Raw genomic sequence first — 20,530 nt, 5'->3', positions numbered from 1 at the left:
CGGAGCAACCGCCCGCACGTTAATGATCAATCATCTATCAAGGAGTTCGCGACTATGGCTGCCGTCTGCGACGTATGCGCCAAAGGGCCCGGCTTCGGTAAGTCGGTCTCGCACTCGCACCGACGGACCAACCGTCGTTGGAACCCGAACATCCAGACCGTTCATGCACAGGTTGCCCCCGGCAACAACAAGCGCATGAACGTCTGCACGTCCTGCCTCAAGGCAGGCAAGGTGGTTCGGGGCTGACTTTCGCCCACGAGACTCGACTATGGCCTCACTGCTCTCGGAGCAGTGAGGCCATAGTTGTCTTGTGGGCCAGAGTTGTCTTGTGGGCCAGAGTGGTTCGGCAAGAATTCCTCGCGATCGCCTAACGTCGTCAGGGCACCGTCGATGCCGACCGATGCGGCCCGATACAGTGCGATTGTGACGAACTTCGAAAGCACGAATCATGTCGAACTGGTTGACGGCGTCCTGAAGATCATCGTGTCTACCGATGCCGCGGGCACCTCGCTCAGCGGCGATGCCATGACCGAAGGGGCCGCGGCACTTCGGTCGGTCAACGCAGGTGATCTCCGCGTCGGATGCGTTCTTCTCGTCGGTACCGGCCCCAATTTCTGCGCGGGCGGCAACGTGCGAGCCTTTGCCTCAGCGGACGATCGCGGAAGTTACGTTCGCGCCGTGGCCGACAACTTCCATGCCTTCGTTCTGGAACTGGCGACCACCACCGTTCCCGTCGTCGCCGGTGTGCATGGATGGGCAGCAGGTGCAGGGATGAGTTTGGTATGTCACGCCGATGTCGCCATCGGCGGGCGGGCAACCAAGATGCGTCCGGCTTACCCAGGAATCGGCTTCACCCCCGATGGCGGGATGACCTGGACTTTGCCGCGCATCGTGGGCTCGGTCAGAGCGCGTGACATTCTCCTGAACGACTCGATCCTCAACGGCGAGGAAGCGGTGCGACTCGGATTACTGAGCCGGCTCGTCGGCGAAGACATCATCGTGAGCGAGGCCGAGCGGTTGGCTCGAGCGTTCGCCGCCGGGCCGACATCGGCTTACCGCGGCGCGAAGGAATTGCTGGCGCACTCGGAGCACCGGACTCTGGCGGAGCAATTGGAGGCGGAGGCCGTGTCGATCTCCGCGGCGGCGGTAGGACCGACAGGCCGCGAGGGTGTCGATGCTTTTGTCGAGAAGCGTCGACCCGATTTTTCCTGACTCGCACACAGTCAGGGAAGCCGCCAGTCGATGGGCTCGTATCCGCCGGCGATCAGTAGCTCATTGGTGCGACTGAAGGGTGTGGTGCCGAAAAATCCCCGCGATGCCGACAACGGTGACGGATGCACGGACTCGATGATGGGAGTCCGTCCCAGCATGGGTTTGAGTGTTGCCGCGTCGCGACCCCACAAGATGGCGACGAGTCCCGACGGCTTGTCTGCTTCCTCGCGCGCTACGAGAGCTCGAATCGCCTGCTCGGTCACCGCTTCCCACCCCTTCTTGCGGTGCGACGCGGCGACCCCTGGTTCGACGGTGAGAACTCTGTTGAGGAGGAGAACCCCTTGGTCTGACCATGGGGTCAGATCTCCGTTCGATGGCGTCGGAAATCCGAGATCGTTCGAATACTCCTTGAAGATGTTGGCCAGGCTCCGCGGGACCGGGCGAACGTCGGGAGCAACCGAAAAGCTCAGTCCGACAGCGTGGCCGGGTGTCGGATAAGGATCCTGGCCGACGACGAGTACACGAACATGCGCGAAAGGCCGTGTGAAAGCGCGCAGCACGTTCTCACCTGATGGTAAATAGGTGCGGCCTTCGGCAATTTCGCCTCGAAGGAAGTCACCCATCGCCGCGATCCGGTCCTCCACCGGTGCAAGTGCTGTGGCCCAGCCACTTTCGACGATTTCGGCGAGTGGCCTACCGTTCATACGTCCAACCGCCGAAGCGAGTCACGGTAGTAGGTGGCATTCGCCGCATACATTTTCACGTTGATGTCGAGGTGACCGAGCGGAACCTCGTATCCCTCGCGAACTTTCGCGGGTACCCCCAGAGCCATACGTCGCTCTGGAACTACGAATCCGAACGGAACCACCGCGCCGGCGCCGACGATCGAACCGGCACCGATCGTCGAGCCGTTGAGGACCACCGAACCGGAAGCGATCAGGCAATCGTCACCGATGATTGCGCCCTCCACGTGAGCGTTGTGTCCGAGGACGCAATTCGATCCGATGACGGTCGGGTGGATCGGTGTGCAGTGCACGACCGTTCCGTCTTGCACATTGGTATTTTCGCCGACCGAAATCGTTCCGTAGTCACCACGAAGGACTGCTCCCGGCCAGACAGACGAGCCTGCGGCCAGTGTCACAGCTCCGATGACCACGGCGTCCGGATGTACGTAAGCGTCGGGATGTAACTGCGGTTCACGGTCGCCGAGCGCGTAGATTGCCATGTCCTGCAACTTACATGTCCAAAAACTCGGCCGACCCGGGTGAAGCCGCCGACGGTGGTGGAGTCGACCTCGACTGTCAGGTCGAGAAACTCGACCACCCGTTCCCGCCCGAGAACTTCCGACCGTCGACAGTGACCCCGGCGCCCTCGCGAACCCAGCCGATCCGAATCCACCCGTCGGGGAGCGACGCATCTGCCGCGAAGGTGCCTACGAACGAGTGATCCTCTCCACCGTTGAGAGCCCAGTCGAGCGCGGACGACCCGAGATCGTGTGCGGCGTCGACGATCTCCTCGTCCAGTCTGATCGATTCGCTGTGGAGATCGATAGCGACCGAAGATGCCTGCGCGATATGCCCGAGATCGGCAATCAACCCGTCGGACACATCCGTCAAAGATGTCGCACCATTTACCGCGGCGGAGATCCCCTGAAGGTAGTCCGGTTGCGGAGCGCGATGGAATTCCACGAGGCTGCGATGATGTGCCGATCCCGCGAGAAGCACAGCGAGACCGCCTGCCGACCACCCTAACCGTCCAGCAACGGCAACAACGTTCCCGGGTTTCGCCCCTGACCGCAGGATCGGAGATCGTCCACCGAGGTCACCGAGCGCCGTGATGGAAATCACCAAACTGTCGCTCTGCACGAGATCTCCACCGACGATTCCGGCGCCTGCTCGGGTCGCCTCCCGCCACAGCCCTTCGGTCACGCCATCCGTGACGGAAAGGGACGTGTCGGCCGGACACCCCAGCGCAACGAGAAATCCGGTGCATCGCGCACCCATTGCAGCGATGTCCGCACCGTTCTGTGCGATTGCCTTCCGGCCGATATCGACCGGGCTGGACCAGTCCAGACGAAAGTGCCTGCCCTGCACCAACATATCCGTGGTCACGACGACCCTGCCGTCCGGTGCGGCGACGACGGCAGCGTCGTCACCCGGACCCAGGATCGAGTCGGCGGTCTGCACGCGCCCGCGAGTGGCGCGGTCGATAACCGCGAATTCGCCCATCTCCGCAACGGTTCGCTGCCGGACTTCGCCACGATCTTCGTCGTCGATGATCTTCCTCCTACGAATCTGGTGCGGCGGGCTTGCCACCGACCTCTGTGGTGCCTTTCAGCTGCGGCCGAGCAGAGGCCTGATAACTTTCGACGCGCACGAGAAACCACCGCGACACTACCTCGGTGTCACGGTCGAGGATTTCGGACGGGCCGATCACCAGTAGGCTGGGCTGTCGAAAGACCGATAACGACTCCTGATGACACCGAGGACGATGAATACCGACGATCGCGCGCCCGAACCCGCACCCGAGCCCGAGCCCGAGCCCAACAAGCGCCATCCCGCCGTGATCGCGACCGCGATCGCACTTCCCGTTGCCCTAATGGTCGGGTTCATCGTGGCTGCCGTATCGATATCCGGAACCTCGACGCGGGCACCCGAGGCCCTTGGTCCGGTCGAAGCTCCTGCTGCAGACAGTGCCGACTGCAGCGCACTCGTCGATGCCTTACCAACATCACTCGGCGACTACGCGAGCGTCGATCTCGCCGATCCGGCACCGCTCGCAACCCGAGCGTGGGCGCTCGACGACGACACATCCGAGCCCGTGGTCTTGAGGTGCGGCCTGAACCGTCCCGACGGATTCGATGTCGCAGCCCCTTTGCAGGTGATCAACGGTGTTCAGTGGTTCGAAGTCTCCGGCGCCGACTCGGGCATCGAGGCGAGCACGTGGTTCGCCGTAGATCGCCCGGTGTACGTGGCGCTGACCGTACCGAACGGGTCCGGACCCACGCCGCTGCAAGATGCCTCGACTGCTATTTCGAACTCACTCGCGCAGTCGCCTCTCGATCCGGCCCCACTCCGGTAGGTAATCGACTTATCTCAACCCGGTGCCGCGCGCGAGTGCGGTCTGGATGAGGGTGTCGATCAGCGTTCCATAATCGACGCCGGTCGCATTCCACATCTTCGGGAACATCGAAATCGAGGTGAATCCCGGCATCGTGTTGATCTCGTTGATCACCGGTCCTTCGTCTGTGACGAAGAAGTCGACGCGGGCCAGACCTTGGCAGTCCAAGGCACGGAATGCGTCGACTGCTGCAGAGCGGATGGATGCGCTGATGTCCTCGGTCAGAAGTGCCGGAACGTCGAATTCACACACGTTGTCGAGGTACTTGCTGTCGAAGTCGTAGAACGTGTGATCGTCGGCTGCCGCGTCGGGCATTCTGATCTCGGCCACGACGCTCGCTCGGATGGATCCATCCGGAAACTCGAGGACTCCGCACTCGACTTCACGTCCGTGAATTGCGGCCTCCACGATCACCTTCGGATCATGTCGGCGAGCCTCTGCCACCGCAGCCGGAAGCTGGTCCCATCCGACGATTCTCGTGATACCGATCGACGATCCCCCACGCGCCGGTTTGACGAACGCAGGCAGGCCCAGCGATTCCTGTTGGTCGGTCGTCAGTGCGTCGGTGCCTCGCCTGAGCACGATCTGCTTGCCGACCGGCAGCCCCTCCGATGCCAGTAGCTTCTTGGTGAACTCTTTGTCCATGCCTGCGGCACTGGCGAACACTCCAGGCCCGACGTAGGGAATGGTGGCGAGCTCGAGGAGTCCCTGTAGCGTGCCGTCCTCGCCGTACGGGCCGTGCAGAATGGGAAACACGACATCCACCGACGCCAAAATCTTTCCCGCGTCCTCCTCACCGAGACCGATGATGGCACCGCGCCGGGTGGGGTCTGCTGTCAACGCCAGAGCCGTACCGTTCTTGTCCACCGACGGCAGGGACCGTCCGTGAATGGCAAGTTCGTCGACGTCGGTGGCACCGAGAACCCATGCACCATCGGTGGTGATACCGATGGGAATCACGTCGTATCGTTCACGGTCGATGTTGTCGAGCACACTGCCTGCGGATACGCAGGAAACGGCGTGCTCGTTGCTCCGACCACCGAAGATCAGGGCGACTCTGGTACGAGGATTGCTCACGGCGAAACCGTACCGTCACCCCGAAGAGGGGCCTCGACGTGGCCCGCCGACGCTACTCGGGCTTGATCCGACGGCCGAGCAGATGATCCACTGCATCAGGGACCGACAGTCCGCTGTGGCACACGCGGTGCACCGCGTCGGTCAACGGCATCTCGACGTCGTAACTCTCCGCCAGAGCCCGCACCGAAGTGCAGGACTTGACGCCTTCGGCGACCTGACCGTGCGCTGCCGCCTGGGCACTCTCCATCGACCCACCGACACCCAACCGTTCTCCAAAGGATCGATTTCGTGACAGCGACGACGAACAGGTCGCCACCAGATCACCGACGCCTGCCAAGCCTGCAAGGGTTGCAGGTTTCGCCCCGAGCGCCGAGCCGAGCCTGATGATCTCGGCGAGACCGCGAGTCATGATCGAGGCGAGCGTGTTTTCGCCGTACCCGACTCCGCTGGCCATGCCGCACGCCAACGCGATCACATTTTTGCACGCTCCACCGATTTCGACCCCGATGACGTCCGAATTCGTGTATGGCCTGAAATACCCAGTTGCACAGGACTTTTGAACCTCCAGGGCACGCCTGGAGTCCGAGCATGCAATAACGGTGGCAGCCGGTTGCCCCTCGGCGATCGGTCGAGCGAGATTCGGGCCGGACAACGCTGCGATTCGACTCGGATCGGCTCCGGTCACCTGACTGATGACCTGACTCATACGTAGCAGTGTCCCGGTCTCGATCCCCTTGGCGAGGCTGAGCAGAGTTGCGTCGGCTGGAATCGAGTCGGCCCACACGGCGAGGTTGTCCCGAAGCGACTGTGACGGTACGGCGAGAACGACGATGTCCGCACCGTCCAGTGCTCGGCCTGGATCACTCGTCGCCGAGATGGAGGATGGCAGTGTGATTCCCGCCAGATAGTCCGTGTTCTCGTGACTATCGTTGATCGACTCGGCCAATTCCGGACGTCTGGCCCACATCGTGACGTCGGTGCCTGCGTCCGCGAGCACCTTCGCGAATGCGGTTCCCCACGATCCAGAACCGAGTACCGCTGCTTTGGTCATCGAACGCCACCTTCTTTGATCGCCAAGAAATCATGTGGACCACGCCGGACCACAGTATCTGTCCGAGGCGTTGCCGAGGCCGAACTCCACTGATACTCGAGTCGCTGACAGAATGGACCGTCATGGGAAGAGCGCACGTGGTGATTGCCGTCAGGGACCTGGTTACCGCCAAGTCTCGGTTGGCCGACTCGTTCACCGCTGCCGATCGTGCACGGCTCGTCGTGGCGATGCTTCGCGATACGGTCGTGGCCGCTCGGGCCGTAGACTCGGTTGTCGGGATCACGGTGGTGACTCCCGATCCTGCGGTCGCAGAGATTGCCGAAAGCATGGATGCGCGCGTTGCGCGGGAGCCGTCGAGCATTCCGTCCGAGGACTCCTCCACACGGCTCAACTCTGCGTTCTCCACTGCTGCGTCGGCAATCCGAGCGCAGGATGGACTCGACATCGTCGCACTCCAAGCCGATTTACCCGCCCTGCGCAGCGAGGAATTGGCGCAGGCGTATGCACGTGCTCGACCGAATGGCCGCTCCATAGTCAGCGACCATCATGGGACCGGTACAGCGGCGTTGATCCTGAAGGGCACTACGGGTCGTTTCGACCCACTGTTCGGCCCGGCATCGGCACAACGTCATCAAGATTCCGGCGCACTCGACCTCGACGGCCACTGGCCAGGACTGCGTCTGGACGTCGATACGATCACCGACGTTCGGCTCGCTTTCGAACTCGGTGTGGGTCGCGCAACGATGGAAGTGCTGCACTCGCTCGGCTGGTGACCTATCGCCGACGAAGTAGACCCGGACAATTCACCGATCCGAGTTTCACAGTCCACCCGAATGGGGGATGATCGGACGGTGAGCAACAGTGAAGGACCAGCCGCCTCCGCCGGATCGTCAGAGTCCGACGGCAGCACCGACACAGTGCAGTCGAGTGCACCGCCTACGAACCCGAAGCCAGGAAATCCCACATCGCTTCCCGCGACTACTGCGCTCGATTCGCTGAACGCCGCGGATGCACTGCCCGAGAACCGGTACCTGAACCGGGAATTGAGCTGGCTCGACTTCAACTCTCGAGTTCTGGCGCTCGCGGAGGATTCATCGCTCCCACTTCTGGAGCGGGCGAAGTTCCTCGCCATCTTCGCGTCCAATTTGGACGAGTTCTACATGGTGCGTGTGGCAGGCCTGAAGCGGCGCGACGAGACAGGGTTGTCGGTTCGCTCTGCGGACGGTCTCACACCGCGCGAGCAGTTGGCTCTGATCGGTGAGCGCACTCAACAACTCGCACACCGCCATGCTCGCGTCCTCCTCGACGCCATCCTCCCGGAACTGACTTCCGAGGGCATTGCGATCATCCGCTGGTCGGATCTCGATGCGGACGAGAGGCAGCGACTGTCCGGATATTTCCACGAACAAGTGTTTCCGGTCCTCACACCGCTCGCCGTCGACCCGGCCCACCCGTTCCCCTACATCAGCGGATTGAGCCTCAATCTTGCTGTAACAGTGAAGGATTACGCCACCGCGGGTGAGCACTTCGCACGCGTCAAGGTGCCGGACAATGTCGATCGTTTCGTCCGAGTCCGACGCGGCGACGGCAGCCATCGCATCGATGCGTTTCTGTCGATGGAGGAAGTAATCTCCGCACATCTCGATGTGCTGTTCCCTGGCATGGACGTGGTGGAAAGCCACGCCTTCCGCATCACTCGCAACGCCGACTTCGAGGTAGAGGAAGATCGCGACGAGGATCTCCTCCAAGCACTGGAGCGCGAACTCGCGCGTCGCAGATTCGGCTCTCCGGTTCGACTCGAGATCGCAGACGACATGACCGAGCACATGCTCGAATTGCTGCTGCGCGAGTTGGACGTCGACCCTGGTGACGTGATCCAGGTTCCAGGCTTGTTGGACCTCTCGTGCCTGTGGCAGGTGTACGGCGTGGACCGGCCGAACCTCAAGGACGCTCCGTTCGTCCCTGCAACGCATCCGGCGTTCGGGGAACGTGAAACACCCAAGAGCGTCTTCTCCACCCTTCGCGACGGGGATGTACTGGTACATCACCCATACGATTCTTTCTCCACCAGCGTCCAGCGCTTCATCGAGCAAGCTGCGGCCGACCCTCAGGTTCTCGCCATCAAGCAAACTTTGTATCGAACATCCGGTGACTCCCCCATCGTCAACGCTCTCGTCGATGCCGCAGGTGCGGGCAAGCAGGTGGTGGCACTCGTGGAGATCAAGGCGCGATTCGACGAGCAAGCCAACATCGAATGGGCGCGCAAGCTCGAAAAGGCAGGGGTCCATGTCGTATACGGACTCGTAGGACTGAAAACGCACTGCAAGACGTGCTTGGTGGTTCGCCGCGAAGGCTCTGTGATCCGACGGTACTGCCACATCGGAACCGGCAATTACAACCCGAAGACCGCTCGAATCTACGAGGACGTGGGCTTGCTGACCTCCTCGCCCGAGATCGGCGCCGATCTCACGGATCTGTTCAACTCTTTGACCGGGTACTCGCGAAAGACCAGTTATCGCAACCTCCTCGTAGCTCCATACGGAGTGCGCAGGGGCATCGTGGAACGTATCGAAGGCGAGATCGAACGCAAGCTGGCAGGCGGTGAGGCCGGAATTCGGCTCAAGGCCAACGCCCTCGTCGACGAGCAAGTCATCGATGCCCTCTACCGCGCATCAGCGGCGGGTGTCTCGGTTCAGGTCGTCGTACGCGGAATCTGCGCACTGAAGCCGGGCGTACCCGGTCTGAGTGAGAACATCGAAGTACGTTCCATTCTCGGTCGATTCCTCGAGCATTCTCGCGTACTCAATTTTCGGGGTGCCGATGAGTTCTGGATCGGAAGCGCAGACATGATGCACCGAAATCTCGACCGTCGCGTCGAAGTCATGGCGCAGGTGAAGGATCCACGTCTCACTCATCAGCTGGACGAAATTTTCGCGTCTGCCCTCGATCCGACGACTCGTTGCTGGGAACTGCGCGCGGACGGTGGCTGGGCAGCGTCCCCCGCCCATGGCGAGAAGGTCCGTGAACACCAACAGGAATTGATGCGTAGTCGTCGAAGCCAGGCTTCGTAATGGCAAGCCGCAGCACACCACTGCCTGCCAACATTTTTGCCGCCGGGGCGGTTCTGTGGCAGAAACCTCAGGGCGTGAACGGGGAGATCAGCGTCGCACTGGTTCACCGGCCGAAGTACGACGACTGGTCTTTTCCGAAAGGAAAGATCGATCCTGGAGAGACTGCGGTAGTGGCGGCCGTCCGAGAAGTCGAGGAGGAGACCGGGTTCGCCGCACGCTTCGGTCGATACCTGTCCAAGGTCACGTATCCCGTTCCCGGGCATAGACGGATAAAGAAAGTCGACTACTGGGCGGCAGAAGCGTACGACGGCAAGTTCGAACCGAACGACGAAGTCGACGAGCTCCGCTGGGTCTCACCGATCGAGGCATCGGAGGAGTTGTCGTACCCGATGGATCGGAAGATTCTCCGTAGATTTCTCGAGAAGCCGCCCGATACCGACACCGTCCTTCTCGTCAGACATGGGCGTGCCGGGCGACGTTCGCGATACAAGGGCGACGACACGTTGCGGCCGCTGGACAAGGTCGGACAATCGCAGGCCGACGCGCTGGTGGCTCAGCTCCTGGCATTCGGAGCTGACGGCGTCCACTCCGCCGACAGGCGCCGTTGTGTTCAAACAGTGCAACCTTTGGCCGATCGGCTCGGTGAAGAGATCATGTTGGAGCCGCTGCTATCCGAGGAGGGCTACTGGGCGAATCCCGCTGGTGCGCGCGCCCGTGCACGGGCGATCGCTTCGGCGGGTGGTGTCCGAGCGGTGTGCAGCCAGGGGAAAGTCATCCCGGATCTGTTGCAGTCGTGGGCCGATGAGGACGGCGTGAAACTCCCGCCGAACCGGAACCGCAAGGGCAGCGTCTGGGTACTCTCACTCCACGATGGTCGGTTGATTGCCGCAGACCACCTTGCCAGCCCATTGCCGGTGATTCCGGCCGAGGACTGAACCTGTCGGTCTTCACACACGAAAACAGGGCCCCGGCAGACGCTGCCTGGGGCCCTGTTTTCTGTCCGTTCGTCGACTACTGAATCGAGAACTACTTACGAGCTGCGCGCTTTGCCGGGGCCTTCTTTGCCGCCGTCTTCTTCGCTGCAGTCTTGGCCGGGGCCTTCTTCGCTGCAGCAGTGGGCGTAGCCTTCTTCACTGCAGTCTTGGCCGGGGCCTTCTTCGCAGCAACAGTGGTCGTGGCCTTCTTGGCCGGCGCCTTTGCAGGAGCCTTCTTCGCCACTGTCTTACGTGCCGCCGTCTTGGCGGGAGCTGCCTTCTTTGCGACGGTCTTGGCGGGAGCTGCCTTCTTCGCGACGGTCTTGACCGGTGCAGCCTTCTTGGCCGCGGCTGTGGTCTTGCGTGCCGTGGTCTTGACTGCCGTGGTCTTGACTGCGGCCTTCTTGGCGGCCGTCTTCTTCGCTGCGGCAGTCTTCTTGGCCGGCGCCGAAGCGGATCCACGCTTTACTGCGGGCCCGGTTGCGGGGAGCTTCTGTCCGCCGGCGATCACTGCCTTGAACTGAGCGCCCGGACGGAATGCGGGGACATTGGTCGGCTTGACGCGAACCGTCTCGCCGGTGCGCGGGTTGCGGGCGACACGCGCCGCACGACGACGCTGCTCGAAGACGCCGAAACCAGTGATGGTTACGCTCTCGCCGCGATGGACCGCACGCACGATGGTGTCGACGATGTTCTCGACAGCCTCTGTGGCGCTCCGCCTATCCGACCCCAACTTCTCGGTCAGGGCGTCAATCAGCTCTGCCTTGTTCATGGAATTCCTCCGCAATATTGTGGTCCATCGTCGGACCGACTACTACAACGGTAAACCCCAAGTCGTCAAGAGTCTATGCGCCACGCCATTTCTCATCAGGTGTCGCGCAATGTGGCAGGGCCGCAAAGCGTGTCGGAGCCTTCCCTCGTCACCCGTCGAAAGGTTCCTCGATACGTGCTGGAAGCGTCGCAGGTTTCCATGAAGGCCTTGACTTTTCGTACTCGGAGATAGCCTCGACCTGGCGTAATGTCAGTCCGATGTCGTCCAGACCTTCCAGCAGGCGCCATCTCGTGTAGTCGTCAATGGCAAAGCGCACCACCAGTGTTCCGGCCGTTATGGTCTTCGATTCGAGATCGACAAGAATTTCCAGACCGGGCTGTTCCTCGAGGACTTTCCAGATCAATTCGACGTCGCTCTGCTCGACTTCTGCCGCGAGAAGCCCCGCCTTTCCAGCGTTCCCACGAAAGATGTCGGCGAAGCGAGATGCGATCACGACCCGAAATCCGAAGTCCGATAGCGCCCACACTGCATGCTCGCGGGAAGATCCGGTTCCGAAGTCGGGGCCGGCAACCAGGACCGAGCCTCGGTCGTAGGGACTCACATTGAGAATGAATTCCGGGTCGTTTCGCCATGCGGCGAAGAGTCCGTCCTCGAAACCGGTGCGCGTCACCCGCTTCAGGTACTCCGCAGGAATGATTTGGTCGGTGTCGACATTCGAACGGCGCAGTGGCACGCCGATTCCTTGGTGGCGGATAAAGGCTTCCATCGAAAAAATCTCCTACGTTTGACGAACGATCAGGCGGCTTGGGTAAAGGAACTAATCAAGATCGGCCGGGGACGACAGCGTTCCCCTGACTGCGGTGGCAGCCGCGACCAATGGCGAGACAAGGTGCGTACGGCTGCCTTTGCCCTGCCGACCCTCGAAATTTCGATTGGATGTCGACGCCGATCGCTCCCCTACGGCCAATCGATCGGGGTTCATTCCCAGGCACATCGAGCATCCGGCTTGGCGCCACTCGGCTCCTGCGGCAGTGAAGATGTCGCCGAGACCTTCTTTTTCGGCTTGGGCGCGAACCCGCATCGATCCGGGTACCACGAGCATGCGCACTCCCTTTGCCACCGTCCGTCCTTCCAGGACTCCCGCGACGGCACGCAGATCTTCGATGCGTCCGTTCGTGCATGAACCGACGAACACTGTGTCGATCGACACCTCTCGAAGTGGCGTCCCCGCTTCGAGACCCATGTACGCCAACGCCTTCTCGGCCGAGAACTTCTCTCCCTCGTCGGTCATGTCGGCCGGGTTAGGCACCCGATCCGCCAGTGGCGCACCCTGACCGGGGTTCGTGCCCCACGTGACGAACGGAGTGAGACTGGAAGCATCGATGTGGACTTCGTTGTCGAAGACGGCGTCCGCGTCCGTAGCGAGTTCCTTCCACGCCGACACAGCGGCGTCCCAGTCGCTTCCCTGCGGGGCATGGGGCCGGCCCTTGATGTACTCGTAGGTGATCTCGTCGGGTGCGATCATCCCGGCACGCGCACCTGCCTCGATCGACATGTTGCAGATGGTCATTCGAGCTTCCATCGAAAGCTTGCGAATGGCTTCGCCACGGTATTCGAGTATGTATCCCTGCCCGCCACCCGTTCCGATCTTGGCGATGACGGCCAGAATCAAATCCTTGCTCGTCACCCCGGGCGCCAATTCTCCGTCCACGGTTATGGCCATCGTCTTGAACGGCCGCAGCGACAGAGTCTGCGTCGCCATCACATGCTCGACCTCGCTGGTTCCGATTCCCATCGCGATCGCCCCGAATGCACCGTGGGTGGAGGTGTGACTGTCTCCGCAGACAACTGTCATACCCGGCTGCGTCAGACCGAGTTGAGGTCCGATGATGTGCACGATTCCTTGATCGAGATCGCCCATGGGGTACAGGCGAACTCCGAATTCTTCGCAATTCCTCCGAAGAGTGTCGACCTGGGTACGCGAGACGAGATCCGCGATCGGCGCAAAGATATCGGCCGTCGGGACGTTGTGGTCCTCGGTTGCGATGGTGAGATCCGGCCGACGCAGCGGGCGGTCGGCCAGTCGGAGACCGTCGAACGCTTGCGGACTCGTCACTTCGTGAACGAGGTGGAGATCGATGAAGATGAGATCGGGCTCCCGCGAGCCCCCTTCACCGCCGCCTCGAACGACGACGTGCTGTTCCCATACCTTCTCTGCCAGAGTGCGTGCTGTGCCGGCCATCATTGCCACCAACCTTTTCCTGATGTGTGTCGCGCCGGTGGACTACGGGCTGGCCCACGTCGCGCTATCCCACGACATTACGTATCTCCCGCCGTGGGCGAGCACATTCCGAAATGTGCATTCCCACGATGCGAGACGCTAGTATCGGTCTATGAGACAGCATAGCGGCATCGGTGTTCTGGACAAAGCGATGGGGGTTCTCCATGCGGTTGCCGCGGAACCGTGCACGCTGAGTGATCTCTGCATAAAAACCGGGCTCCCCCGCGCCACCGCACATCGCCTGGCCGTCGGCCTCGAAGTCCACAGGCTCGTTGCGCGCGACGCGCACGGGCTCTTCCGGCCCGGGCCGGGCCTGGCCGAACTCGCGGCCAGTGCCACCGACACCTTGCTCGACGCAGCAGCATCCGTCCTGCCGCGCCTGCGCGAAATCACCGGCGAAAGCGTGCAGATCTACCGGCGCGACGGCACCGTACGGGTCTGCGTCGCCTCGATGGAGCCGCCGACGGGTCTGCGCGACACAGTTCTCGTCGGCGCCCGCCTTCCCATGTCAGCAGGCTCGGGGGCCAAAGTTCTGCTCGCTTGGGCCGATCCGCAGACACAACGCATCGTTCTGCCGGATGCAGAATTCGGGGAGCGTGTGCTGATCGAAGTCCGCAGGCGGGGTTGGGCCCAGAGCGCCGGGGAACGGGAGCCAGGAGTCGCCAGCGTCGCAGCCCCGGTTCGGGATTCGGCAGGAAATGTCATCGCCGCTGTATCGGTCTCAGGACCCATCGACCGAATCGGCCGTAGACCCGGTGCGCGTTGGGCCGCAGATCTGCTCGCTGCCGCCGAGGCGATACACAAACGGCTCTGACACGAACAGATTCGGAATCTACGATCCTCGATGCCCCGTTCTCTGATAAGCAATGAGCGTGGGAACTAATCAGCGCGCGCAGATAACAATGACCGACGTCGACATCGCGACCTTCATCGAGAGAAGCCGAGTTGCAACTCTCGCAACTATCGGAGCCGATGGACAGCCTCACCTCGTAGCAATGTGGTACGGCGTCATCGACGGCGAGGTGTGGTTCGAGACCAAGGCGAAGTCTCAGAAGGCCGTCAACATTCGTCGTGACTCACGGATCACGGTGCTCGTCGAGGACGGCAACACCTATGACACTCTCCGCGGCATCGCCATCGAGGGGAGAGCGGAGATACTCGACGACCCCGAGTCGATCTCTGCAGTCGGCATAAGTGTGTGGGAACGGTACACCGGGCCGTATTCGGAACAAGTGGCTCCGATGGTGCAGCAGATGATGAAGAAGCGCATTGCAGTCAAGGTCGTCGTCGACCGCACACGCTCCTGGGATCACCGCAAGCTCGGCCTGCCCGCCATTCCACTGGGCGGATCCACAGCCCAATACCTGTAGCAGGGGCAAAGGGGTCAATCTCCGCTCTCATTCTGCGGTACCTTTTTCTCGTCACCGACGTGCGAGGAGCGATCATGACAGAACCCAGCAAAGAAGATACGAAGAAGAAGTTTCGCGAAGCCCTGGAAAAGAAGAATCACAAGTCGGCTACCACGGTCGAGCACAAGGATGGTGGGCCGAAGGTGAACAACGCCCACGGGCCCGCAGATCATCAGCGGATGTTCCGACGCAAGAGCATCTAGATTCGTAGACGCGGACCCGCTTGCACAGAACGAAAACACCCTCTCACCGAACCGATGAGAGGGTGTTTTTCTTCGTTGTAGCCCCGACGGGATTCGAACCCGCGCTACCGCCTTGAGAGGGCGGCGTCCTAGGCCGCTAGACGACGGGGCCAGGAACTTCTTCAAACGCAACCAAACTTCGGTCACAATCACACTCAACTGTGTACAACCAGATGAAAGCTTAGCCAGCTTAACCGGCTGACGTTCGGCAACAAAATCACCGCCGAACGCTTGCTGGGGTACCAGGACTCGAACCTAGAATGGCGGTACCAGAAACCGCTGTGTTGCCAATTACACCATACCCCAATGACCTTCGACGACGTCCACACAACCAACATGTGCACTGCGTTCTGGGCCGGGATAGAGACTATCAAAGGACACCCGGGTTTCTCCAAATCGGCTGGTCAGAGTCCCGAACTACGCACTACAGCGACCTTTGGACCCGCGAAGACGACCTCGAAGGTCCTAGCGGACACTCGATCTTGTGATCAGCGCCGGTGGATGCGAGTGAAAGTTGTCGTAGTGCCGACGGGCACCGTTCATCACCTCTTCCCCACCGACGACGACGGACGCCTGTCCGGGCAGCGAGAAGAGTGCACCAATCTTGCTGAGGCCGTGTACCGAATCGAGTCCGCTGATCGCCCCAGGTGGATTTGGGAGTCCACTGCGCGCACCTATGGCCCGTTGCTGGAGGCAGGGATACGCGTCGACCGCTGTCACGATCTTTCCCTCGTGGAAGGAATCCTCGCCGTCCGCCGCGGTGAGGTCGCCCCACTCACGACCACACCAGCAGACGACAGACCGGGGTTGTTCGACGCATACGCTTATCCGAGCTCCGAATCGATCCTCGAATTGCATCGTCGACACTTAGCCGAGAGCGCGGCATCGTCCGGCCTCCGCCTTCTGTTCGCTGCAGAATCCGCCGGAGCACTCGCCGCTGCGGAGATGAGCCACGCCGGATTGCCATTTTCTGCCGACGCGCACCACCGGTACCTCGAGGAGATGCTCGGTCGGCGCCCTCGCGACGGAGACTTGCCGCCCTCGATCATCGAGCTCGAATCCGAGATCAGCGCGGTGTTCGGCCGCAGAGTCAATCCGAGTTCACACCTGGACGTCATCGCCGCTTTTGCCCGGGAAGACATCGAACTGACCTCGACGCGTGCCCACGTTCTCAGCGCCGTCGATCATCCGGCAGTTCCGCTGTTGCTCCGTCACCGGGATCTGTCGAAGTTGTTCAGTACCAACGGATGGGCATGGTCGCAGGCATGGGTTCGGCAGGACCGATTTCGCCCCGTCTATGTGCCCGGTGCGGTGGTGTCCGGTCGCTGGGCCAGTCGCGGCGGTGGCGGACTTCAAATCCCGAAGCCCCTGCGTAGCAGCGTAATAGCGGAGCCCGGCCACGCTTTCGTCATCGCTGACGCCGGGCAGCTCGAGCCACGAATATTGGCTGCGATGTCGGCCGACCCCGCCATGACCGAGGCTGCCGGTACCGAAGATCTGTATGCCCCCGTCGCACAGGCGGCCTTCGGCGGCGACCGAAACAAAGCGAAAGTTGCCATCCTCGGGGTCTTGTACGGCGCCACCTCCGGTGAGTCTCGGTCGCTTCTGACCTTGCTACGCCGCAGGTTCCCCGAAGCCGTCGAGTACGTCGAGCGTGCCGCTCGGAGCGGTGAACGCGGGGAGGTCGTCCATTCATGGCTCGGGCGCGCGTGTCCGCAGCCCTCAGCCGAGTGGTGGGCGCACGGTGACGCACATGCGCGTGGACGTTTCACCCGAAACTTTCTCGTGCAAGCAACCGCATCGGAATGGGCAGTATGCCTGTTGGCCGAGTTGCGAAAGAGGCTGGCCGCCGAACCGGGGTCCGGCGAACTCGTCTTCTTTCAACACGACGAGGTAGTCGTTCACAGTCGCAATTGTGTGAGCGCTCGCCGGCACATCGAAGACGCCGCGCTCAGTGCCACACGGCTTCTCTTCGGCGACACGGCAGTTCGATTTCCGATGGACGTCGCGGTCAGAGCTTGCTACGCCGATCCGGAGGGCTGAGATTCTTCCTCGGATCCATGCCCGTCGAAAGTTACCTCGATCTCCTCGAACCCCTTGCTGCGTTGTGCTTCGGCTTGCCCGGTATAAGTGAGACGGTCACCCTCGGTGAGGATCACATCGTCGGTGAACGGCGTCAGCAGTGAACGGGGGTAGAGCTTTTCCACCCGAACCACATCGATCTCGACGGCGAAGACGATGAGGACCGAAGCGATGTACATGAACGCCAGAAGTCCGATCACTACCGCGAATACCCCGTTGGTGATCGACGCTCGGCCGACGACATATTTGATGTACACACCGCCGAACGTCTGCAGAATCTGCCAGAGGACCCCGGCAACGATCGCCCCCGGAAGTACGTTGGAGATCGACAAGTCGCGGGCCGTCGCCAGCCGGAAAGCGACGGTGAAGACGATGGTGTTGAGAAGAATGGACGCAACCAGCACCACACTGCCGTTGACGCTGCCGAAGACACCCGCAGAACTGGCAACGTTGACGGCAGTGATAGCCAAGACGGCGACCCCGACCGTGCTGAGCAGCGCAAGCCCGCGTACTCGTGAACGAATCGGGTTCGGGGGAAGGTTCTTCGGTACTGCCCACGCAACATTCATCGCATTCTGAACGGCTACGGCAACCCCGAGCCCGCCGTAGAGCGAACCCAGGACACCGATGATCAAACCGAGATTTCCGCCGCCGATCTTGTCCGGTTCACCGACCTCGTCACCGATGATGGGAATCTGACTCAGTGCCGAATCCAGGATCTGTTGCTGCAAGCGCGGATCACCGGCCAACACGATTCCCAGGATCGTCGATCCGAGCAACAGCAACGGAAAGAGCGAGAGAAACGCGTAGTAGGCGATCAGAGCAGCAAGATAGCCGCCCTGATCGTCCACGAACTTGTAGATCACCGCCAGCGGAAAGCCGAGGACCGGGTGGCGACGCTGGACTCGGTCCACCCGTGCGGCGATAGACACCCGGTTACCGCGCCGATCAGCCGATGGAGGCGAGGGCAGCGCCGAGCCGCGCGAGCGTCTTCTCGCGCCCGAGGAGTTCCATCGACTCGTACAGTGGCGGAGAGATGTGTGATCCGGTCACCGCGACGCGGACCGGCGCAAAGGCCTTGCGCGGCTTGAGTTCCAAGCCGTCGATCAGTGCCGCCTTGAGCGTCTCTTCCAGATCTGCTGTGCGCCAGGAAGACAACTCGGTCAATGCCGTGATGGTCGCGTCGAGAACGGGTCCGGCATCGGACGTCAGGTTCTTCGCCGCCGCCGCTGGGTCTATGCCGAAGTCGCTGTCGGCGACGTACAGGAACTTCAGTAGTCCCCAGGCGTCCGACAACACCACGATGCGTGTCTGCACGAGATCGGCGGCCACGGCAAACTGCTCCTCGTCGACCTGCTCGGGCAAATGCCCCTGCTCAGTCAGGAACGTGCGCAGGCGCGACGCGAAATCCGCGGGCTCGAGCAGCCGAATGTGCTCGGCGTTGATGGCATCGGCCTTCTTCTGGTCGAATCGAGCCGGGTTCGAGTTCACCGTGGAGATGTCGAACGCCGCCACCATCTCGTCGAGCGAAAAGACGTCATGGTCGTCGGAAATGCCCCAGCCGAGAAGCGCCAGATAGTTCAGCAGACCCTCGGGCACGAATCCGCGATCTCGGTGGATGAAGAGATTCGATTCGGGATCGCGCTTGGACAGCTTCTTGTTTCCCGCGCCCATCACGAACGGCAGGTGGCCGAATTCTGGTGTGCTGTCCGCGACGCCGATCCGGATGAGCGCCTCGTACAACGCCAACTGTCGCGGGGTCGAGGACAGCAAGTCCTCTCCGCGAAGCACGTGCGTGATCTTCATCAACGCGTCGTCCACTGGATTCACCAACGTGTACAACGGAATCCCGTTACCTCTGGTGAGTGCGAAGTCCGGCACCGTGCCGGCTTTGAAAGTCGTTTCCCCACGAACGAGGTCCGTCCACGACAGATCGTGATCGGGCATACGCAACCGAACGACGGGGCTGCGGCCCTCGTCGAGGAATTTCTGACGCTGCTCGTCGGTCAGATCCCGATCGAAGTTGTCATAACCCAACTTGGGGTCCCGCCCGGCCGCCTTGTGTCGGGTCTCGACCTCCTCAGGGGTCGAGAAAGAGTGGTACGCCTCCCCCGCCTCGAGCAGCTGTCGGACTACGTCGAGATGCTGATCACGCCGGAGCGACTGTCGATACGGTTCGTACGGCCCACCGACCTCCGGGCCCTCGTCCCAGGTGAGCCCGAGCCATCGCAGTGCGTCGAGGATCGCCGCATACGAGTCTTCGGAATCACGCGCTGCATCGGTGTCCTCGATGCGGAAGACGAAAGCACCACCGTGATGGCGCGCGAACGCCCAGTTGAACAGCGCCGTGCGGATCAAGCCCACGTGCGGGGTTCCGGTCGGTGACGGACAGAATCGGACTCGTACTTCGTTGGAGGTCATAGCTCGCTCGCGTTCGAGGGGAAGGTGAAAGGTACGTCAGTTCTTGGCGGCGACGGGGTTGGTCAGCGTGCCGATGCCCTCGACCGTGACCGACACGGACTGTCCTGCCGTGATCGGACCGACGCCCTCGGGGGTACCGGTGAGAATAACGTCACCGGGCAGCAGGGTCATGACGGCCGAGACCCACTCGATGATCTCAGGGATGTCGTGCAGCAGCAACGACGTCCTACTGCGTTGTTTCACCTCGCCGTCGACCTCGGTCGAGATTTCGAGGTCGGAGGCGTCGAGCGAGGTCTCGATCCAAGGCCCGAGCGGGCAGAACGTGTCGTGCCCCTTGGCCCTGGTCCATTGACCGTCGTGCCGTTGATGGTCGCGAGCAGATACGTCGTTCGCGACGGTATAACCCAGGACCACATCGAGAGCTTTGGCTGCAGGCACGTCCTTGCACGGACGCCCGATCACGATAGCCAGTTCGCCTTCGTAGTGAACCTCGTTCGAGGTCGCCGGCAACATGATGGGCGCTCCCGGCCCGACGATCGAGGTGTTCGGTTTGATGAAGATTACGGGATCCTTGGGAGCCTCCCCGCCCATCTCGGCTACATGTGCAGCGTAGTTCTTTCCGATCGCTATGACTTTGCTGGCGAGGATCGGCGCGAGCAGACGAACGTCGGCCAATGGCCACGACCTACCCGTGAAAGTCGGCGTGCCGAAGGGATGTTCGGCAATCTCCTTGGCGGTGCGTTCATCACCCTCTCCCTCGATACTCACGAATGCCACACCATCAGGACTTGCAATTCGACCCAGACGCATGTCGAAAG

Annotated in this window: 21 protein-coding genes and 2 tRNA genes; 10 read left to right on the top strand and 13 right to left on the bottom strand. The window is 61.8% G+C overall.

What is annotated here, in order from left to right; genetic code table 11:
- Positions 1-54 precede the first annotated feature (54 nt).
- Together rpmB and QMK32_RS13640 are read left to right on the top strand one after the other, a co-directional pair.
- Positions 55-246 (top strand): 50S ribosomal protein L28, encoded by a 192-nt coding sequence (gene rpmB, locus QMK32_RS13645; protein ID WP_084348574.1) that lies wholly within the window; start codon positions 55-57, stop codon positions 244-246.
- Positions 247-423: 177 nt separating this feature from the next.
- Positions 424-1,212 (top strand): enoyl-CoA hydratase/isomerase family protein, encoded by a 789-nt coding sequence (locus tag QMK32_RS13640; protein ID WP_283475547.1) that lies wholly within the window; start codon positions 424-426, stop codon positions 1,210-1,212.
- Between the two features lie 11 nt (positions 1,213-1,223).
- Here the strand turns inward: QMK32_RS13640 and QMK32_RS13635 are convergent, their stop codons facing one another.
- From QMK32_RS13635 to QMK32_RS13625, 3 genes are all read right to left on the bottom strand, one after another.
- Positions 1,224-1,916 (bottom strand): uracil-DNA glycosylase, encoded by a 693-nt coding sequence (locus tag QMK32_RS13635; RefSeq protein WP_283475546.1) that lies wholly within the window; start codon positions 1,914-1,916, stop codon positions 1,224-1,226.
- Positions 1,913-2,437, bottom strand: a complete 525-nt coding sequence (locus QMK32_RS13630) for a gamma carbonic anhydrase family protein (RefSeq protein ID WP_283475544.1) — start codon at positions 2,435-2,437, stop codon at positions 1,913-1,915. Before QMK32_RS13630 ends, QMK32_RS13635 begins: the two co-directional genes overlap by 4 nt.
- Before the next feature lie 76 nt (positions 2,438-2,513).
- Positions 2,514-3,527, bottom strand: a complete 1,014-nt coding sequence (locus QMK32_RS13625; protein WP_349307564.1) for a thiamine-phosphate kinase — start codon at positions 3,525-3,527, stop codon at positions 2,514-2,516.
- A 175-nt stretch (positions 3,528-3,702) separates the two neighbouring features.
- Here QMK32_RS13625 and QMK32_RS13620 point away from each other — a divergent pair, with 175 nt between their 5' ends.
- Positions 3,703-4,293, top strand: a complete 591-nt coding sequence (locus QMK32_RS13620) for a DUF3515 domain-containing protein (RefSeq protein WP_283475851.1) — start codon at positions 3,703-3,705, stop codon at positions 4,291-4,293.
- A 9-nt stretch (positions 4,294-4,302) separates the two neighbouring features.
- Here the strand turns inward: QMK32_RS13620 and QMK32_RS13615 are convergent, their stop codons facing one another.
- The gene (locus QMK32_RS13615) at positions 4,303-5,409 is read right to left on the bottom strand and encodes a D-alanine--D-alanine ligase family protein (RefSeq protein ID WP_283475542.1); all 1,107 of its coding nucleotides are present in this window, start codon (positions 5,407-5,409) and stop codon (positions 4,303-4,305) included.
- A 52-nt stretch (positions 5,410-5,461) separates the two neighbouring features.
- Positions 5,462-6,460 (bottom strand): NAD(P)H-dependent glycerol-3-phosphate dehydrogenase, encoded by a 999-nt coding sequence (locus QMK32_RS13610; protein WP_269303456.1) that lies wholly within the window; start codon positions 6,458-6,460, stop codon positions 5,462-5,464.
- A 122-nt stretch (positions 6,461-6,582) separates the two neighbouring features.
- Here QMK32_RS13610 and cofC point away from each other — a divergent pair, with 122 nt between their 5' ends.
- Genes cofC through QMK32_RS13595 form a run of 3 tightly spaced genes read left to right on the top strand, consistent with a single transcriptional unit; the run spans position 6,583 to position 10,466 of the window.
- On the top strand, positions 6,583-7,233 hold the full coding sequence (cofC, locus tag QMK32_RS13605; protein WP_283475539.1) for a 2-phospho-L-lactate guanylyltransferase: 651 nt from the start codon (positions 6,583-6,585) through the stop codon (positions 7,231-7,233).
- A gap of 60 nt (positions 7,234-7,293) precedes the next feature.
- Positions 7,294-9,531, top strand: coding sequence for an RNA degradosome polyphosphate kinase (locus tag QMK32_RS13600; RefSeq protein ID WP_502943598.1), 2,238 nt, complete (start codon positions 7,294-7,296; stop codon positions 9,529-9,531).
- Entirely contained in the window at positions 9,531-10,466 is a 936-nt protein-coding gene (locus tag QMK32_RS13595; protein WP_283475537.1) for a bifunctional NUDIX hydrolase/histidine phosphatase family protein, read from the top strand. Before QMK32_RS13600 ends, QMK32_RS13595 begins: the two co-directional genes overlap by 1 nt.
- A 91-nt stretch (positions 10,467-10,557) precedes the next feature.
- On the opposite strand, the gene QMK32_RS13590 is transcribed toward QMK32_RS13595, so the two are convergent.
- The 3 genes from QMK32_RS13590 to leuC all read right to left on the bottom strand — a co-directional run bounded on the left by QMK32_RS13590 (position 10,558) and on the right by leuC (position 13,519).
- A complete protein-coding gene (locus QMK32_RS13590) occupies positions 10,558-11,277 on the bottom strand; it encodes an HU family DNA-binding protein (protein WP_283475534.1) in 720 nt (239 codons plus the stop codon).
- Positions 11,278-11,425: 148 nt separating this feature from the next.
- On the bottom strand, positions 11,426-12,043 hold the full coding sequence (gene leuD / locus QMK32_RS13585) for a 3-isopropylmalate dehydratase small subunit (RefSeq protein ID WP_283475532.1): 618 nt from the start codon (positions 12,041-12,043) through the stop codon (positions 11,426-11,428).
- Between the two features lie 51 nt (positions 12,044-12,094).
- Positions 12,095-13,519 (bottom strand): 3-isopropylmalate dehydratase large subunit, encoded by a 1,425-nt coding sequence (leuC, locus tag QMK32_RS13580; protein ID WP_283475849.1) that lies wholly within the window; start codon positions 13,517-13,519, stop codon positions 12,095-12,097.
- Positions 13,520-13,670: 151 nt separating this feature from the next.
- Here leuC and QMK32_RS13575 point away from each other — a divergent pair, with 151 nt between their 5' ends.
- The 3 genes from QMK32_RS13575 (at position 13,671) to QMK32_RS13565 (ending at position 15,170) form a co-directional block, all read left to right on the top strand.
- Positions 13,671-14,372 (top strand): IclR family transcriptional regulator, encoded by a 702-nt coding sequence (locus QMK32_RS13575; RefSeq protein WP_283475530.1) that lies wholly within the window; start codon positions 13,671-13,673, stop codon positions 14,370-14,372.
- Between the two features lie 58 nt (positions 14,373-14,430).
- On the top strand, positions 14,431-14,928 hold the full coding sequence (locus QMK32_RS13570; protein WP_283475847.1) for a pyridoxamine 5'-phosphate oxidase family protein: 498 nt from the start codon (positions 14,431-14,433) through the stop codon (positions 14,926-14,928).
- Positions 14,929-15,002: 74 nt separating this feature from the next.
- Positions 15,003-15,170 (top strand): DUF5302 domain-containing protein, encoded by a 168-nt coding sequence (locus QMK32_RS13565; protein ID WP_283475528.1) that lies wholly within the window; start codon positions 15,003-15,005, stop codon positions 15,168-15,170.
- 78 nt (positions 15,171-15,248) lie between these two features.
- Here the strand turns inward: QMK32_RS13565 and QMK32_RS13560 are convergent.
- Together QMK32_RS13560 and QMK32_RS13555 are read right to left on the bottom strand one after the other, a co-directional pair.
- Positions 15,249-15,321: transfer RNA gene (locus QMK32_RS13560), tRNA-Glu, on the bottom strand.
- Positions 15,322-15,443: 122 nt separating this feature from the next.
- Positions 15,444-15,515 (bottom strand) — tRNA-Gln (locus tag QMK32_RS13555).
- A gap of 195 nt (positions 15,516-15,710) precedes the next feature.
- Between QMK32_RS13555 and QMK32_RS13550 the strand changes: the two genes are divergently transcribed.
- Positions 15,711-17,252 (top strand): bifunctional 3'-5' exonuclease/DNA polymerase, encoded by a 1,542-nt coding sequence (locus QMK32_RS13550; RefSeq protein WP_283475526.1) that lies wholly within the window; start codon positions 15,711-15,713, stop codon positions 17,250-17,252.
- Here the strand turns inward: QMK32_RS13550 and QMK32_RS13545 are convergent.
- Genes QMK32_RS13545 through QMK32_RS13535 form a run of 3 tightly spaced genes read right to left on the bottom strand, consistent with a single transcriptional unit; the run spans position 17,231 to position 20,522 of the window.
- A complete protein-coding gene (locus tag QMK32_RS13545; protein ID WP_283475524.1) occupies positions 17,231-18,223 on the bottom strand; it encodes a YihY/virulence factor BrkB family protein in 993 nt (330 codons plus the stop codon). The two genes, QMK32_RS13550 and QMK32_RS13545, sit on opposite strands and share 22 nt — an antisense overlap.
- Before the next feature lie 16 nt (positions 18,224-18,239).
- The gene (gene gltX / locus QMK32_RS13540) at positions 18,240-19,712 is read right to left on the bottom strand and encodes a glutamate--tRNA ligase (protein WP_283475523.1); all 1,473 of its coding nucleotides are present in this window, start codon (positions 19,710-19,712) and stop codon (positions 18,240-18,242) included.
- A 36-nt stretch (positions 19,713-19,748) separates the two neighbouring features.
- Positions 19,749-20,522 (bottom strand): fumarylacetoacetate hydrolase family protein, encoded by a 774-nt coding sequence (locus QMK32_RS13535; RefSeq protein ID WP_283475521.1) that lies wholly within the window; start codon positions 20,520-20,522, stop codon positions 19,749-19,751.
- Positions 20,523-20,530: the final 8 nt, after the last annotated feature.

This window comes from Rhodococcus sp. H29-C3, from assembly GCF_030063405.1.
Taxonomy (GTDB): Bacteria; Actinomycetota; Actinomycetes; order Mycobacteriales; family Mycobacteriaceae; genus Rhodococcoides.
The sequence above is the reverse complement of the archived record's forward strand: the minus strand, read 5'-3'. Positions and strand labels throughout refer to the sequence as shown.